Annotated in this window: 14 protein-coding genes; 3 read left to right on the forward strand and 11 right to left on the reverse strand. The window is 51.6% G+C overall.

Annotated features, from left to right (window positions below; all coding sequences use genetic code 11):
* Positions 1–285: 285 nt before the first annotated feature.
* Positions 286–501 (forward strand): hypothetical protein, encoded by a 216-nt coding sequence (locus V6Z81_09575; GenBank protein MEG9862713.1) that lies wholly within the window; start codon positions 286–288, stop codon positions 499–501.
* A 71-nt stretch (positions 502–572) separates the two neighbouring features.
* Here the strand turns inward: V6Z81_09575 and V6Z81_09580 are convergent, their stop codons facing one another.
* The 6 genes from V6Z81_09580 to V6Z81_09605 form a co-directional block, all read right to left on the reverse strand.
* Positions 573–1,070, reverse strand: a complete 498-nt coding sequence (locus tag V6Z81_09580; protein MEG9862714.1) for a hypothetical protein — start codon at positions 1,068–1,070, stop codon at positions 573–575.
* An 855-nt stretch (positions 1,071–1,925) separates the two neighbouring features.
* Positions 1,926–2,291, reverse strand: a complete 366-nt coding sequence (locus V6Z81_09585) for a hypothetical protein (protein MEG9862715.1) — start codon at positions 2,289–2,291, stop codon at positions 1,926–1,928.
* Positions 2,292–2,482: 191 nt separating this feature from the next.
* On the reverse strand, positions 2,483–3,295 hold the full coding sequence (locus V6Z81_09590) for an amino acid ABC transporter ATP-binding protein (GenBank protein ID MEG9862716.1): 813 nt from the start codon (positions 3,293–3,295) through the stop codon (positions 2,483–2,485).
* An 18-nt stretch (positions 3,296–3,313) separates the two neighbouring features.
* Positions 3,314–4,756 carry an amino acid ABC transporter permease gene (locus V6Z81_09595; GenBank protein MEG9862717.1) on the reverse strand — a complete coding sequence of 481 codons (1,443 nt, stop codon included), beginning with the start codon at positions 4,754–4,756 and terminating at the stop codon, positions 3,314–3,316.
* A 3-nt stretch (positions 4,757–4,759) separates the two neighbouring features.
* Entirely contained in the window at positions 4,760–5,974 is a 1,215-nt protein-coding gene (locus V6Z81_09600; GenBank protein MEG9862718.1) for an ABC transporter permease subunit, read from the reverse strand.
* A gap of 71 nt (positions 5,975–6,045) precedes the next feature.
* Positions 6,046–7,062, reverse strand: a complete 1,017-nt coding sequence (locus V6Z81_09605; protein ID MEG9862719.1) for an amino acid ABC transporter substrate-binding protein — start codon at positions 7,060–7,062, stop codon at positions 6,046–6,048.
* Between the two features lie 329 nt (positions 7,063–7,391).
* On the opposite strand from V6Z81_09605, the gene metC reads away from it, so the two are divergent.
* A complete protein-coding gene (gene metC / locus V6Z81_09610) occupies positions 7,392–8,552 on the forward strand; it encodes a cystathionine beta-lyase (protein MEG9862720.1) in 1,161 nt (386 codons plus the stop codon).
* Positions 8,553–8,623: 71 nt separating this feature from the next.
* Entirely contained in the window at positions 8,624–9,667 is a 1,044-nt protein-coding gene (locus tag V6Z81_09615; GenBank protein MEG9862721.1) for an aldo/keto reductase, read from the forward strand.
* A gap of 177 nt (positions 9,668–9,844) precedes the next feature.
* On the opposite strand, the gene V6Z81_09620 is transcribed toward V6Z81_09615, so the two are convergent.
* The 5 genes from V6Z81_09620 to V6Z81_09640 all read right to left on the reverse strand — a co-directional run bounded on the left by V6Z81_09620 (position 9,845) and on the right by V6Z81_09640 (position 13,490).
* Entirely contained in the window at positions 9,845–10,792 is a 948-nt protein-coding gene (locus tag V6Z81_09620) for a HipA domain-containing protein (GenBank protein MEG9862722.1), read from the reverse strand.
* Between the two features lie 3 nt (positions 10,793–10,795).
* Positions 10,796–11,131, reverse strand: coding sequence for a hypothetical protein (locus V6Z81_09625; protein ID MEG9862723.1), 336 nt, complete (start codon positions 11,129–11,131; stop codon positions 10,796–10,798).
* A complete protein-coding gene (locus V6Z81_09630) occupies positions 11,118–11,456 on the reverse strand; it encodes a helix-turn-helix transcriptional regulator (GenBank protein MEG9862724.1) in 339 nt (112 codons plus the stop codon). The genes V6Z81_09625 and V6Z81_09630 overlap by 14 nt, the downstream gene beginning before the upstream one ends.
* A 355-nt stretch (positions 11,457–11,811) precedes the next feature.
* Entirely contained in the window at positions 11,812–13,116 is a 1,305-nt protein-coding gene (locus V6Z81_09635; GenBank protein ID MEG9862725.1) for a type II toxin-antitoxin system HipA family toxin, read from the reverse strand.
* Positions 13,113–13,490, reverse strand: a complete 378-nt coding sequence (locus tag V6Z81_09640) for a helix-turn-helix transcriptional regulator (GenBank protein MEG9862726.1) — start codon at positions 13,488–13,490, stop codon at positions 13,113–13,115. Before V6Z81_09640 ends, V6Z81_09635 begins: the two co-directional genes overlap by 4 nt.
* Positions 13,491–14,253 lie beyond the last annotated feature (763 nt).

Consider the following 14,253-nt stretch of genomic DNA (forward strand, 5'->3'; position numbering starts at 1 on the left):
AATTTTCCAAAACTCAATTATTCTAAAAAACGCGCGCAGAGCATCAAAACTGAGCCGCTCTCGCACTTGCAAGTCTGAAAGGTCGACGGGAGGTTCAACTTCATACATAGAACTTGGATTTTGCGGTATCTGGGGCATCATTTTCTCCAGTTATGGAGTAATTTAAATCTAGATTCGTAATATTTAAAGTATAATTGAGTTAAGTGGCTCTAATACTGCCCTGCCGACGATCTTTGGTCCATCACCCTGCTGCAAACGGACATTGCTCCGGCGGAATATATCCAAATGGATGAATTAACGAGAAACTATCAACAACCGCCCCCACCAGAACGGCATATTGCAAGCATTGGTCAGCGGGTGACTGCTATCCGCACGAAACAGTCAAAACTCTATTTTTTTTTGGATCCTTTTTTCCGTGAAGAAGCTTTCTTCGCGGATGAAGAACCGGCTTTAGGCATCCGCAAAGGACCCTTTCCCAAATATGAACTTCCCGGATACTGACGTTTCCAGTTCAGAAGCTCATCAACATCAATTCCTTTTTTTTCCATTTTTGTCTCCATGTGGTGAATAAATCAGATTCTTGCCGGAATCGGTAATATTGTCTGGGAGAAGACTAGTATCATGCCAAGAATAAACAAAACGACCGCAGCTCGACTGAGTTTATTAAGTCTTCCAATTTGCTTGATTCCGCGTCTTTCAATTACTTCACGCGCATGCTGATATTCCTCTTCTGAATTTTCTTCGTAATCCTCATCATCTTCTTCTTTGCACGCTAGATCAAGATTTTTTAACATGATTTCTTGAACCGATGCCGTGGCGAAGTAGATCAAAAAGCAACAATAAACCGATATTGCAAATGCTGCCGAGGTCAATACCCAAACCCAATACATACCCCAGAGCTCGGGTTTACCCAGAATTGTCAGATTAAATCCAATTCCGGCCACGCCCAAGGCAGAGAGGATTTTATTGGCCTCGCTCCGGTTTGAGAATTGCGCATTCCGGAGGCCGAACATGGTATCCTGCCTCCTTTTCAATTGATCCTCATATTTTATTCGATCAGTAATATTCACCCTATTACCCTTCACGATTTGAACGTGCCTATATTACCATGAAAATGGTCATAACTGGTAATTATATTGTAAAATTCTCATTCTTCCCTGTTTTCTGCATCATCATTCCAGACATGTTTCATTGAAAGTGCGCCTGAAAAGTAAGATAATGACCGCAGGGGTAAGTTTAGTGTAATCGGTTCTAGTGAAACACTGATTTATGATTCGCTATCTTGTTTTGAGATTAAATCATTGTTGGCCATTATGTACATAGAAGCAGCGATTCCTGCCGACAGAACTATTCCCAGAGTCCCCAAACTTTCCAGCAAATTCGCCGACAATATTCCGGCACCAAGAGCTGGAGCAATAGGCTCTGCCCTTAATCTTATGTGAGACTGTGTATCATGACTTTTATTCATCATATATGCCTTAAAGTCCTTCACGCGCTTGATCAGAAACACTTTATCTTTTCATAAAATTCAGAAAATTTTGCTTCCTTCACGCCCGTTACGAAAGCGATTACAATTATACCACTAGCCAATACAAAATAGACCCAATCTGGAAAGGAAATCACAATATTTGTTACGTTTGATATATCGCTAACTGGTGTGCTCATTTTCAAATCCGAATCTAAATTATAATACAATGGTTTATTACTATGGCATGCCCTGATCCATCAGTCCACTTTTTACATTTGCTTTTGTAGCCGATACCCACATATAATGTTTATGCATTGCCGTTCCTCCTCATGGGCTCCCTCTGGAGTACCTAGCGCTAGCGCAGGGGGAACGGTTCTTTTAAGCAAAAACTAAGTCAGTATCTTTTAATTGCACAATATTACTCCAACGGTCGATTCAGAAAATATATTAGCGGTTATTACAGCCACTTTACTATGATAGCGGCAATAAAAGCGGCAACTCCCATTCCGCCCAACACTCCGCCTAATACCGATGCTTTTGTAGCAAGATGTTTTATTTCTGCTTCCAAAACCGCAACACGTGCATTTAAATCGACGCCACCATTTCCGCCACTTTGACCCGTTGTTGGGCCTGATGGGTCTAGTTCAACAACATTTTCATTTGCTTTATTCATCTCCTCTTTGGATCCTGATTTCCTTGAAGAAGCTTTCTTTGCGGATGAAGAACCGGTTTTGGTCATCCGAATAGGCCCTTTTCCCAACCATGAGCTTCCTGGATACTGACGTTTCCAGTTCAGACGCTCATCAATATCAATTTTACCCATTGTTGCCTCCATGTGACTTAAAATTCAGATTCTTACCGGTATCGGTAATATTGCCTGGGTGAAGACTGGTATCATGCCAAGAATAAAACAACCGACCGCAGCCCGGCTGAGTTTATTCAGTCCTTCAATTTGATTGATTCCGCGTCTTTGAATTTCTTCACGCGCATGCTGATCAGTGATTCATAATCCGATCAGTGATTCAGAATCTGGCTGAGGAACAGTTTCGTGCGCTTGTTTTTCGGCTTACTGAAAAAGGGCTCGGGTTTGTTTTCCTCAACACTCTGCCCCTCGTCCATAAAGATCACGCGATTGGCAACTTTGCGGGCGAAACCCATCTCATGGGTGACACAGATCATGGTCATGCCGCCTTCAGCCAGGGTAACCATGGTATCCAGCACTTCCTTGATCATCTCAGGATCAAGTGCCGATGTGGGCTCATCAAACAGCATCAGCTGCGGCTTCATGCAGAGCGCGCGGGCGATAGCCACACGCTGCTGCTGGCCGCCCGAAAGCTGGCCCGGATATTTATGCGCCTGCTCGGGGATCTTGACCGTCTCAAGGAAATGCATGGCAACTTCCTCGGCATCCTTCTTGGGCATTTTCCGCACCCATATCGGCGCCAGCGTACAGTTCTCCATGATCGTCAGATGCGGGAAGAGGTTGAAATGCTGGAACACCATCCCGACTTCCCGGCGGATGTATTCGATGTTCTTCAAATCGCTGTTCAGCTCAGTGCCGTGGACAATGATCTCCCCTTTCTGGTGGGATTCAAGTCTGTTCAGGCAGCGGATCAGCGTTGACTTACCCGAACCTGACGGCCCGCAGACAACAATCCGCTCACCCTTATTGACCTGAAGGTTGATATCACGAAGCACATGGAACTGGCTGAACCATTTATTCACGGACTTCATTGAAACAACGACTTCATCGCTGACTTTCATACCGGATCCGGCATTCTTCTTTGCCGAGGCGGCTTTCTTTTTTGAACGAGGTGCTTTTGCCATGAGTTTCTCCCTGAGCGATCAGTGCTTGCGATCGCGGCTGAGTTTGTTTTCCGTGTAAATTGAATATCGTGACATCCCGAAGCAGAAGACGAAGAAAAGGGCGGCAATGAAGAGATACCCCGTATGAGCCTGCACGGGCGATGCCCATGCCACATCGTTAATGGCGGCCTGCATGGCTCCCAGGAGATCAAACAGCCCGATGATGCTGACAAGCGTCGTGTCTTTGAAAAGACCGATGAACGTATTCACGATCCCCGGGATCACATGTGTAAGGGCTTGCGGGAGGATAATGAGACGCATGGATTGCCAGTAGCTGAGCCCGACCGCATCAGCGCCTTCAAACTGCCCGCTGTCAATCGCCTGCAACCCGCCCCGGACAACCTCGGCCATATAGGCCGCCGAAAACAGCATCACCCCGACAAGTGCCCGCAGCAGGTTGTCGAAATTGACCCCTTCCGGCAGGAACAGCGGCAGCATGACCGATGCCATGAACAGCACCGTGATCAGCGGCACACCGCGCCAGAATTCGATAAAGATCGTTGAGAGGATCCGTGCAATCGGCATCTGCGAGCGCCGCCCCAGTGCAAGAACGATACCCAAAGGAAGCGCGGCCACAATTCCGGTAACCGCCACAACGAGCGTCACCAGCAATCCGCCCCAATCATTGGTCGGGATGTGTCTGAGGCCGGCATCCGCGCCCAGCAAGCCGGCCACAACGGCATAGGCAATAAGCAACCAGCCGGAGACTCCAAACAATGCTGATATCTGTGCAAGGAACGCACCGAGAAAACCCCTGTCCGAAAGACGCCCTGCCGTGATCAGGGCGAGGCCGACAACAATAACAGTCACCAGGTCTTCATAGCTGATATCGAAATTGCCGCCCGTCAAAAGGAATGTCGCAAGGACAGGGTAAGCCGTCAGCAGGAAAATGCCGGCAAGGCGGCGATACGGCAGTGTCTCAATCATCGTCCACCCCAAAGCGATAATGCCGATAATCCCTGTCACGTTCACACGCCAAAGCTGATCGTTATCATAAGCCCCGTACATGACGAATTTCATCTTCGCCGCAACAAACGGCCAGCAGGCCCCATGCCATCCCGAAGGCAGCTGGCCGCCCTGATCCACAGTCCAACAGGCCTCGCGCTTAAGACCGTCCGGATCACTCCAGACAGCCGATATGAAGGCAAAATCAACAAGGGACCAGGTGATGGAAATGCCAAACCAGGCGATGAGAACGGTAAAGACAGCCATCAGAAGAGAGCCGATGGCTGCTGCGGGGGATGAGAAATTACTCATCGATTCAAAGATATTGTGATACAGCCACCCCGAGAGTCCGGCCTCCGACGGCGGCGCCGCCAAAACTCGCGCATCCTTGGTGCGGACATACCCCTTATAGGCTGATTTCCCTGACTGTGCCTGTGACTGTGCCTGTGACTGTGCCTGTGACTGTGACTGTGCCATGTCTTACCGCTCCACCAGTTTCGCGCGGGCATTGAACCAGTTCATGAACATAGCCGTCGCAATCGAGAATGTCAGGTATACGCTCATCATCATGAATATCATCTCGATCTCCTTGCCCACCTGGTTAAGCGCGGTTCCTGCAAAAATGGAAACAAGCTCCGGGTATGCGATGGCGACGGCAAGGGATGAGTTTTTCGTTAAATTGAGATATTGCGAGGTCAGGGGCGGAATGATGATCCGCATCGCCTGCGGGATGATCACCAGCCGGAGGATCGGCCCGCGCCTCAGCCCCAGCGCCGATGAGGCTTCGGTCTGCCCTTTGTTGACCGCCTGGATCCCCGCGCGGACAATCTCAGCGATGAACGCGGCCGTGTAGAGCGAAAGCGCAAGCCAGATGGCCATCATCTCAGGGATCACAAGGATGCCGCCGTCCTGATAGCCGCGCCTGAGGATCGGCCCGGTTTCAAGGAACTCCGGGATCACCCAGGTGAGCGGGCGGCCGGTGACCAGAAAGACAATGAGGGGCAGCCCAACCAGCAGCCCCGCGCCAACCCAGAATGCGGGAAAGATCTGCCCGGTTGCCTGCTGGCGCAATCTCGCCCAGCGGTTGATGAAGAAGGTCAGCACCGCAGCAACGATGAGCGCGATCACGGTGGCCATGAACCCGTCTTGGGGATGGGCGGACGGGATATATAACCCGGTGATGTTGATCCCGATGATATCGGGGATGATCTCAATCTTGCCCCGCTTGTCCGGCAGTGCGCTCAACACGGCGAAATACCAGAAGAACATCTGCAGAAGCAGGGGAATGTTACGGAGAACCTCAACATAGACCGTGGCAAAACTGCGGATGACAAAGTTATGGGAGAGCCGCATGATGCCGAAGGCAAACCCGATGACCGTGGCGGCGAGCACGCCGAAAAATGCCACAACAAAGGTATTCACGATACCGATGTAATACACATCAAGGTAAGTTGACCTGCCGACTTCGTAATCAAACATCCAGGTGCCGAGTGTCGTCTGGATGTTGAAACCTGCCGTTTGACTGAGAAAGCCGAAGCCGACCGATTTATTCTGTGCGGCAAGATTGGTGATCGTGTTTTCAACGATCCACGAGAAACCAAGGACAATCCCGGCAAGCAAAAGAAACTGGATAATCAGACTGCGCGAACGGGTGTCATTCAAAACGGAGAGAAATATGGACTTCTCGGATGCCATTATATTTTCTCAAGCAGTAATCAAAAAGCATACCGCCCGAAATGGGCCGGGCGGTATGCAGAAGTAGTGGCTTAGCGGATTGGCGCAGCATACAGGATGCCGCCATCTTTCCACAGTTTGTTAACCCCACGGGCAAGCTTAAGCGGCGTGTTTTCGCCGACATGCTTCTCGTAGGACTCACCGTAGTTGCCAACCTGCTTGATGATGTTATAGGCCCAGTCATTGCTGATGCCGATTTCTTCACCGAAGTTGCCTTCGGTGCCCAGCAGACGCTTGAGCGAAGGATTGTCGTCGTTCCTCATCTGATCAACATTACCGGAATCAACACCCAGCTCTTCGGCATTGATCGTGGCATTGAGTGACCAGCGAACAATGTTGAACCAGTTGTCATCACCCTGACGAACGACAGGACCAAGCGGCTCTTTGGAAATAACTTCCGGCAGAACAACATGGTCATCCGGGTTGGTCAGCTTACCGCGCTGGGCAGCCAGACCGGAACGGTCAGTGGTGTAAACATCACAGCGCCCGGCATCATAGGCCGAAACAACCTCATCGGCTTTTTCAAAGGCAACAAGATTGAAGCTCATGTTGTTGGCACGGAAGTAGTCCGTGATGTTCAGCTCGGTCGTGGTCCCGGTATTGGTGCAGATGTTTGCCCCATCCAGTTCAAGACCCGACGTGGCCCCAAGGCTCTTGGGAACCATCATGCCCTGACCGTCATAGTAGTTGACGCCGGCGAAATTCAGGCCCAGCTGGGTATCACGGGTCATGGTCCAGGTGGTGTTACGTGACAGGATGTCAATTTCACCCGAGCTCAGTGCCGTGAAGCGCTGCTTGGCCGAAAGCGGGCTGAACTCAACCTTCTCGGAATCACCGAATACAGCGGCGGCAACAGCGCGGCAAAGATCAACATCAAGACCGGTCCAGTTACCTGAATCATCCGCATTGGAGAATCCCGGAAGACCCTGGGAGACGCCACATTGTACATGACCCCTGTCCTTGACTTGTCCAAGAGTTTCCATGGCCATGGCGTTGGTTGCGAATACTATGCTGGCTAGCCCAGCGAGTGCATATGCGAGTTTTTTCATTGTATCTTCCTCATTTGAATTGTTATCAAGGATATGAATTCCCTTGTTTCTGCTTTATTTAAGCACATGGAAACCAAATGTCACTAATAATCTGGAAATACGGATATTCCGGAAATATTCTGAAGTAATCCGGAAATACGGAAAATTGCTTAAAATCGACCTGAATGGCTGAAAACAGGGGCTGAAAACCGAGTAGATAACGGGGCTTAAATCGGGACTGAAACTGGGCTGAATACGGGCTTAAAACCGGGGCTGAATACGGGCTGAATACGGGCTGAAACCGGTCTTAAAACGGGGCCGGACAACGAAAAGGGGCGAAAGGGGCGCAAATGACGCAAAAATCGAAACGGACACGCTCAGTCCATGACGGCATGAATCCGGGCGGCAATCACGGTATTCCCAATCCCCCCGTCTATCATGCCTCGACCATATTAAGGTCATCCATGGCGGAGCACAGAAAGAAAACCCACCGCTATGACTACGGGCGCATCGGCACGCCAACATCGGAAGCGCTGGAGGGCGCCGTTGCCGGACTCTATGGCACGAGCGATACCGTTGCCGTGCCATCGGGGCTCTGTGCCATCGCATGCGGTGTGCTGGCAGCGGTAAAAACCCAGGACAACGTCCTTTTCCCTGACACGATCTACGGCTCCGGGCGACGCTTTATTGAATACGTGCTCCCGCGCAGCGGCGTTGAGGCACGATTCTATGACCCGCTGATCGATGCCAAAGGCCTTGATGCCCTGATCAATGAGCACACCTCCCTTGTCTATATAGAAACACCGGGCAGCCTGACCTTCGAGATGCAGGACACAAAAGCCCTTATCGGCACCGCCCATGACCGGGGCTGCCTTGTTGCCTGTGACAACACCTGGGGCACACCGTTTTACTTTGATGCGGCCGGGCACGGGGTCGATATCATCATTGAGGCCGGCACCAAATATATCAGCGGACATTCCGATGTGAACATCGGCTTTGTCGCATCGTCAGGCGATGTCGCGCAACTCATCCGCAGATATACGGTGGCGATGGGGCTTACCGTCGGACCTGATGATCTCTACCTCGCCCTGCGCGGCATGCGGACGGCTTTGCTGCGGCTGAAACAATCAGAGAACAACGGCTATCATCTGGCACGCTGGCTTGAAGAGCAGCCGGAAGTTCTTGAAATGCGGCACCCGGGTCTTGAAAGTCACCCCCAGCACAATCTCTGGAAGCGGGATTTCAGCGGGGCCTGCGGTCTGTTTAGCATTTATCTTGACCCGGCCATTTCCGATGCGGCGGTCGATGCCATGGCCGATAACCTCTCCCTGTTCGGTATCGGTGCATCATGGGGGGGACATGAAAGCCTGATCATGGAAGCCCATTTCAAACGCGGCATCATCAAAAAAACCGACGCAAGGGTCATCCGCCTCTATGCCGGTCTTGAAGACCCTGACGAGCTGCTTGATGATCTCAAGGCAGGATTTGAACGCATGCGGAAGCTGACTTAGATCCCGGGGAAAACTTATCACCCGCAACTATGCAATCACTGATTGTTTGCGGTTACTTAAAGGAGTTAAAAATGGAACAACGCGAACTTGGCACATCCGGGATCATGGTCTCGGCTTTCTGTCTTGGCAGTATGACGTGGGGATCACAGAACACCGAAGCCGAAGGCCATGCCCAGATCGATATGGCGCTCGACCACGGGATAAATTTCATCGACACGGCGGAGTTGTACCCCACAACGCCGCTCAGCAAGGAAACACAGGGCGATACCGAACGCATCACAGGCTCATGGATCAAGGCATCAGGCCGCCGGGACGAGATCATCCTCGCCACCAAGGTTTCGGGTGAAGGAAATAAAAATGTCCGCGATGGTGCGCCGATCTCAAAAGCGACGATCAACGCGGCCCTTGAAGTCTCCCTCACCTCATTGCAAACAGATTACATCGATCTCTATCAGCTGCACTGGCCCAACCGCGGCTCTTACATGTTCCGCAAAAACTGGAATTATGATCCCTCCGGGCAGGACACCGCTGCGACTGAAGACCATATGGCCGAAGTCCTGACGGCGCTCGATGCGCATGTCCGCGCCGGGAAGATCAGGGCGATCGGACTTTCAAATGAAAGCGCGTGGGGGACGATCCGCTGGCTTGATATCGCCCGGCGGATGAATTTGCCGCTGATGCAGTCTGTGCAGAATGAATACAGTCTCCTCTGCCGTCTCTATGATACCGACATGGCCGAGATGAGCCATCATGAGAAGGTCGGGCTGCTGGCGTTCTCTCCGCTGGCCGCCGGTCTATTGACCGGTAAATACAGCAATGGCGCCATCCCTCCGGGATCGCGCATGTCCATCAACTCTACTCTTGGCGGGCGAATCAATGAACGTGTCTGGACTACGATTGATGCTTATCAGAAGATTGCCGCCGGGCACGGGATCGATCTTGTGCATATGGCTCTGGCTTTTTGCCTTCAGCGTCCTTTCACGACATCCGTTATCTTTGGCGCCACAAGCCTTGATCAGCTCAAACATATTCTTAACGGATGCGATGTAAGGCTTGAGCCGCAGGTCCTGGAAGATATCATCCGCACCCACAAGGCCCATCCCATGCCCTACTGACGTGCCCTACTGACGTGCCCTACTGACGTGCCCTACTGACGTGGAAGTCCGCCTTGAAGAAATGGATGGCGGCGGCGGTTTTTACCAATTTCAGTGCCGAACTTGCGCCTGAAGAAGATACGTCCAAACTCCTGCCCTCACTCCTGCCTTCACTCCTGCCTTCACTCCTGCCGGGCGTCAGGGACTGCCCTGATCCCCATAGCCCTCAAAGGCATAATCACTCAGAAAGACATGCTGATTAAGCAGGTCCCGGTCGACCGGCGCGAGTCCCGCCTCATCAAAGACAGTATCCCGGTTCTCGCGGATTGCCGCCAGCTGCCCGTCGATAACCTCGCGCGCCTCCGCCTCGCCCAGCATGAAGTTTTTGGCAACGGCAACACAGCTCGCAAGGCGACTCCTGCGGTCACTGCCGTCAATCAGCATGGCTTGTGACGCCTCCCCGCCCAGGCGCATTTGCGGGCAGATGTCATAGGCCGGGGTGCGGGTCAGCTTCTGGCCATCCCAGAAGGCCGCATGGTTGCGGGCATGGTCGTCGGTATTGCCGCATAGGATATTAAAGACGATACGCCCGAAAAGCTCATGCAATGTGGCTTTGGGTTCAGTGAAACGGCGGCGGATGATATCCGCAAGGTCTTCATAGCTGGCATAGCGGGCCGTCATTTCATCAAGTTGGAGCAGCGTCAGTGCCGACAGCAGCAGCCGGCGCGTCCAGCCCTCATCCCCGGCGGCATCCCCGACCCTGCGGTCAAAGCGCTCGATGAGCAGCACATCCTTTCCCGATGCTTTCGCAATCTTCACGCGAGCCACATTCAACCCGCAGATCCCCGCAAGGCGCATGGCGGCAAACTCGGCCCCAATTACATTATACTGGTCCGTGCTCAAGGAAAATTTAGCGATGGATTTAACCCCGTCGCCGTCAATCAGGGCTTTGGGGCGGGCGCCGCCAATGGCTGTTCCGTAATGTATCACCGCGGCCAGATCAGCCGGCAAGGGCAGCCCTTTCTCTATAAGCGCCGCCGCACCAAGCAACTCATCCAGTTCCACCCGCCCCGCCCGCCGGGGGGTGTATTGCACCGGCGAGAGTTGAAAATCCAGCCCGCCGATCCGGTCGGATCCGGATTCCATCAGCTAGGTAAACTCATCGAGATCGGCGGGGTCGGCGTCCCTGCCTTTACTGCCGAGGAACCTGTTCAAAATGACGCGCCGCCCCCAGGCATCGGGGGACGCATCCCTGATGCAGCCCGGCAGAGCGTCCTCCCCCCATGTTCTCGATTGGGGACCCGGGATGAGGGGCAATTCCTCATCGAAGATGGGAATGGCGTCCTTGCGCGCAAGATAGCTTTGCCCATAATTAAATTCGATATCAGGACCCTTGACTAGTTTCCCCGCCACAACGGGCTCGGTTGCACCCGGCAACCAGATCCACACGTAAATCTCGCTATAGTCGGGTTTAGAAGTCATCATCAAGAGCCGCCGCACGCGGCCTGATACGGCTTGGCAGGAGCGTCAGTTTTTCATCAAGCATCTTATTCATCAGGCGAAGGTCGCTGTGAGACGGCCGGAACAGCGTGACGCCGAGCAGGGTGGCGACCTCGAAAACAACACCGATGCCGCACCCCGGATCCCCATTCTCGATCCTGCGCAGCAGCCCGCGGGAAATGCCGGCGCGTTCCGAGAGATCCTGTGCCGTGACTCCCCGCTCAAGGCGTGCCGCCCTGATCTGCCCGGCCAGAAGCCGGATCGCCTCCCCGGAATAGCGGGAATAGGGGCGCGTTGCGGTTTTGGCCATGTCATTTCCCCCTGTTTATTCAATATTTGTTCTATATAGAGTTCATTAGGCAAGTAACGGCTTATTTATGAACCATATAATACTTTCCCGGGATCAGTCAAGGTAATTCCCACCAGGAAATTCCCAGCAGTTGGGGGCAACATGTAATATGTCCGATTCTACAACAAGTAATATGTCCGGTTTTAGCAGGGCGTCAAAAGGCGCCCCTTCCGCATAACATTGCAGATATCAACGAGTCCCGGGCTGCGTCTCCATCAATTCAACCTTTTTCGGTTAAGTCCTTAAAATCCAGCTCTGGCAAGCAAGGCATCCGGCTGGTCTGGTTCTGGAAAATCCGAGAAAAAAAAACTGTAAATCAACTTAGTTGATCGGTACGAAATGTACGCTGGATTTTGGTAACATCCTCATCAAATACTTTTGCCTGCGCTGCAAATTCGCCCCAATGCTTTGTCGCCTCAATGATTTCGTCGATGATCGCTTTCACTTTAAGTTCTTTCAACCCTGCGATTTTTCCGAACGCAACAAAATCGCTAATTTCAAACCCATCGCGTTTGCCGCCCAGACTCATTTGATGCTGCGATGTCCATGAGCCATTCGGGTTGTAACTATAGGACACGTCAAAGGCAGGTGACAGACGCCATTCTCCATCCTTGTCCATGACAAACCCGAAATTCTTGACGTGATCATCCTGATTGCGTGCAAAGATATTGAACAGTGTACGGCGCATCTGTTGCTCGACATCCTCAATAGGAAGTTCCAGAGTTTTAATAGTCTGGATCGCCTGTTCATAGGAATAGGCGCCCGCCATGTTGAAATCATAATGCTCTAAGGCGCATAAAGATTGATAGTGAAGCTTGTCCCCTGCGTCAGTGCGATCAAAGCGTTTGGTCATGAAATGTGCACGCCCGCCTTCTTCATGCAAACGACACGGCATCATGATGATACCGGCTTTTTCGGCCATCAGATGATAGGCGTATTCAATGCGTCCAAATCCTTTTGGATCAGCAAGTTCCTTGTCCTTGTTTTTGTCCACGCCGTCGAATTTCACCAGCCAGTGAGTAAAACCCTTACCCGCCACGATCTGACCGGACCGAAATTCACCGGTCTTCTCATTCCATGCAAGGACCGCCTTCGCCCTTGCGCCACCGGCGGATGTGCCGACAAGCAATATTTCTTCGATGTCCACTTCATCATCCTCGCCGGTTAAGCTCCCGGTGAGATTGCCGCGCTTGCTCAAAATCCGATTCGATAAATCGACGAGTTTTTTTATATCTACTTTTTGCGCTTTTCTCGGCGGGGCTGAAAATGCGGGTTTGTATTCCAGCGCACCCATGCCGCGTGTCCCGGTATAACAAAGCCGTTCAACAGGATTAAAACTTGCAGCGCTCCGCTCTTGTTCTGCCAGCCAGGCGTCGAACACGGCATTGCCGAATTTGTCCGGCAGACTGTCAGCCAGCATGCCTGGCAGTCCTTTGAATGTCTCTCTGCTCAGTTCTTGAAATTCATATGGGTTTTCCCGCAGCTTCATTTGCAAGGGAGAAACTTCAATCCCACTTGATACAAACTCCGGAGTGTACTGAAAAACACCGATCCCGCGCTCAGCCACCCAAGTCACAGCACCGATCCGTTTGCCCCATAACTCAACGCTCGCAGTGGTCATGAAGCATCTTCACCCTTCTGCTCGTTATCCTCCCAGGTCCACTTTTTCTGGTCCTGTTTTCTGCCGCGTGCCCGTTGCCGTGATGGCTGGCTAGCCCTTTTTAATTCTTCCAGCGGGCTTATCTGGGGGGCAGGTATGAGCAATTCCAAATTATGGGCAAGGCGCAACGCCTTCAGGATACGGATGAAGCTATCAAGCGACACTCCCTTCCCCCCCTTTGCAAGGCGGGAGATCGTGTTGCGAGAGACCCCGGCTTCTTGCGCCAGACGACTTTGGGTGATGTTCAGCCTCAGGCGGTAATCTTCAACCCTTTCGCTGAGTTCATCCTCAATGGCTTCGCTGGAAGCAAGCCTGTAATCAATTCTAGTCGTCATATATCGCTCACTAAATGGTTTCTACGATTTATATCACGAATTATGGGAAATTCAAAAGAGAATTCGTATTTAATGCCTTATTAATGATGTATTAACGCTAATTAATTGCAATAAAGTATGTATTTTAATACATTATACTAAATCAATATCGCGAATCCTTCTCAAGGTCCGGGAATTCTGCAGGCCCAGGACGACGCCGCTCCTATTGAGCTAAGGATTTAGCAATAACTGCCAGCAATAAAAAAAGAATGTCCGAATATGCAACATATGATGTGTCCGCACTTGAAACACGTAATATGTCCGGTTTTTGCTGGTGTCAAAAGACGCCCCATCCTCATAACATGGCTGAGATCATCGAGCGCTGGCAGGACCTCCATCAATTTAACTGTTTTTGGTTAAGCCTTTTAAACCCATAGCAGGCCTCGATTTTCAAGGGTCATGAATAAATTAACAGCATGTAAAAGCCCCTTTGATAAAAACAGCTCTTCCGCGCCCGGACGGAGCTTGCCCTTCATGCAACCGAAGGCCCTCATCAGGGCAATATTCCGCTTAATTTCTGCAGTATATCGCATCATTGATCTGAAAGGATAATGCCATGGCTATCGCTGTCAGGCTCCCAGCGGCGATGATTGTATCCGGATTGACGTTAGTGGTTATAGCCGCCTCGTCCAACACATAACCTCCTCGTCCCGGTTTAAGTTGCGGATTAAATTGACGTTTTAGCACCTACAGCATATTTTGTAATCACCAGCCAGTGCTTATC

Source organism: Parvularculales bacterium, from assembly GCA_036881865.1.
GTDB lineage: Bacteria > Pseudomonadota > Alphaproteobacteria > JAPOUT01 > JBAJNM01 > JBAJNM01.

Excerpts from the sequence above, each read along its gene's own strand:
- V6Z81_09600 (MEG9862718.1), bottom strand. The coding sequence starts at position 5,974 with ATGGCATCCGAGAAGTCCATATTTCTCTCCGTTTTGAATGACACCCGT.
- V6Z81_09575 (MEG9862713.1), top strand. The coding sequence starts at position 286 with ATGGATGAATTAACGAGAAACTATCAACAACCGCCCCCACCAGAACGG.
- V6Z81_09635 (MEG9862725.1), bottom strand. The coding sequence starts at position 13,116 with ATGACCACTGCGAGCGTTGAGTTATGGGGCAAACGGATCGGTGCTGTG.
- V6Z81_09595 (MEG9862717.1), bottom strand. The coding sequence starts at position 4,756 with ATGGCACAGTCACAGTCACAGGCACAGTCACAGGCACAGTCACAGGCA.
- V6Z81_09625 (MEG9862723.1), bottom strand. The coding sequence starts at position 11,131 with ATGATGACTTCTAAACCCGACTATAGCGAGATTTACGTGTGGATCTGG.
- V6Z81_09605 (MEG9862719.1), bottom strand. The coding sequence starts at position 7,062 with ATGAAAAAACTCGCATATGCACTCGCTGGGCTAGCCAGCATAGTATTC.
- metC (MEG9862720.1), top strand. The coding sequence starts at position 7,392 with ATGACGCAAAAATCGAAACGGACACGCTCAGTCCATGACGGCATGAAT.
- V6Z81_09590 (MEG9862716.1), bottom strand. The coding sequence starts at position 3,295 with ATGGCAAAAGCACCTCGTTCAAAAAAGAAAGCCGCCTCGGCAAAGAAG.
- V6Z81_09630 (MEG9862724.1), bottom strand. The coding sequence starts at position 11,456 with ATGGCCAAAACCGCAACGCGCCCCTATTCCCGCTATTCCGGGGAGGCG.
- V6Z81_09640 (MEG9862726.1), bottom strand. The coding sequence starts at position 13,490 with ATGACGACTAGAATTGATTACAGGCTTGCTTCCAGCGAAGCCATTGAG.
- V6Z81_09620 (MEG9862722.1), bottom strand. The coding sequence starts at position 10,792 with ATGGAATCCGGATCCGACCGGATCGGCGGGCTGGATTTTCAACTCTCG.
- V6Z81_09615 (MEG9862721.1), top strand. The coding sequence starts at position 8,624 with ATGGAACAACGCGAACTTGGCACATCCGGGATCATGGTCTCGGCTTTC.
- V6Z81_09585 (MEG9862715.1), bottom strand. The coding sequence starts at position 2,291 with ATGGGTAAAATTGATATTGATGAGCGTCTGAACTGGAAACGTCAGTAT.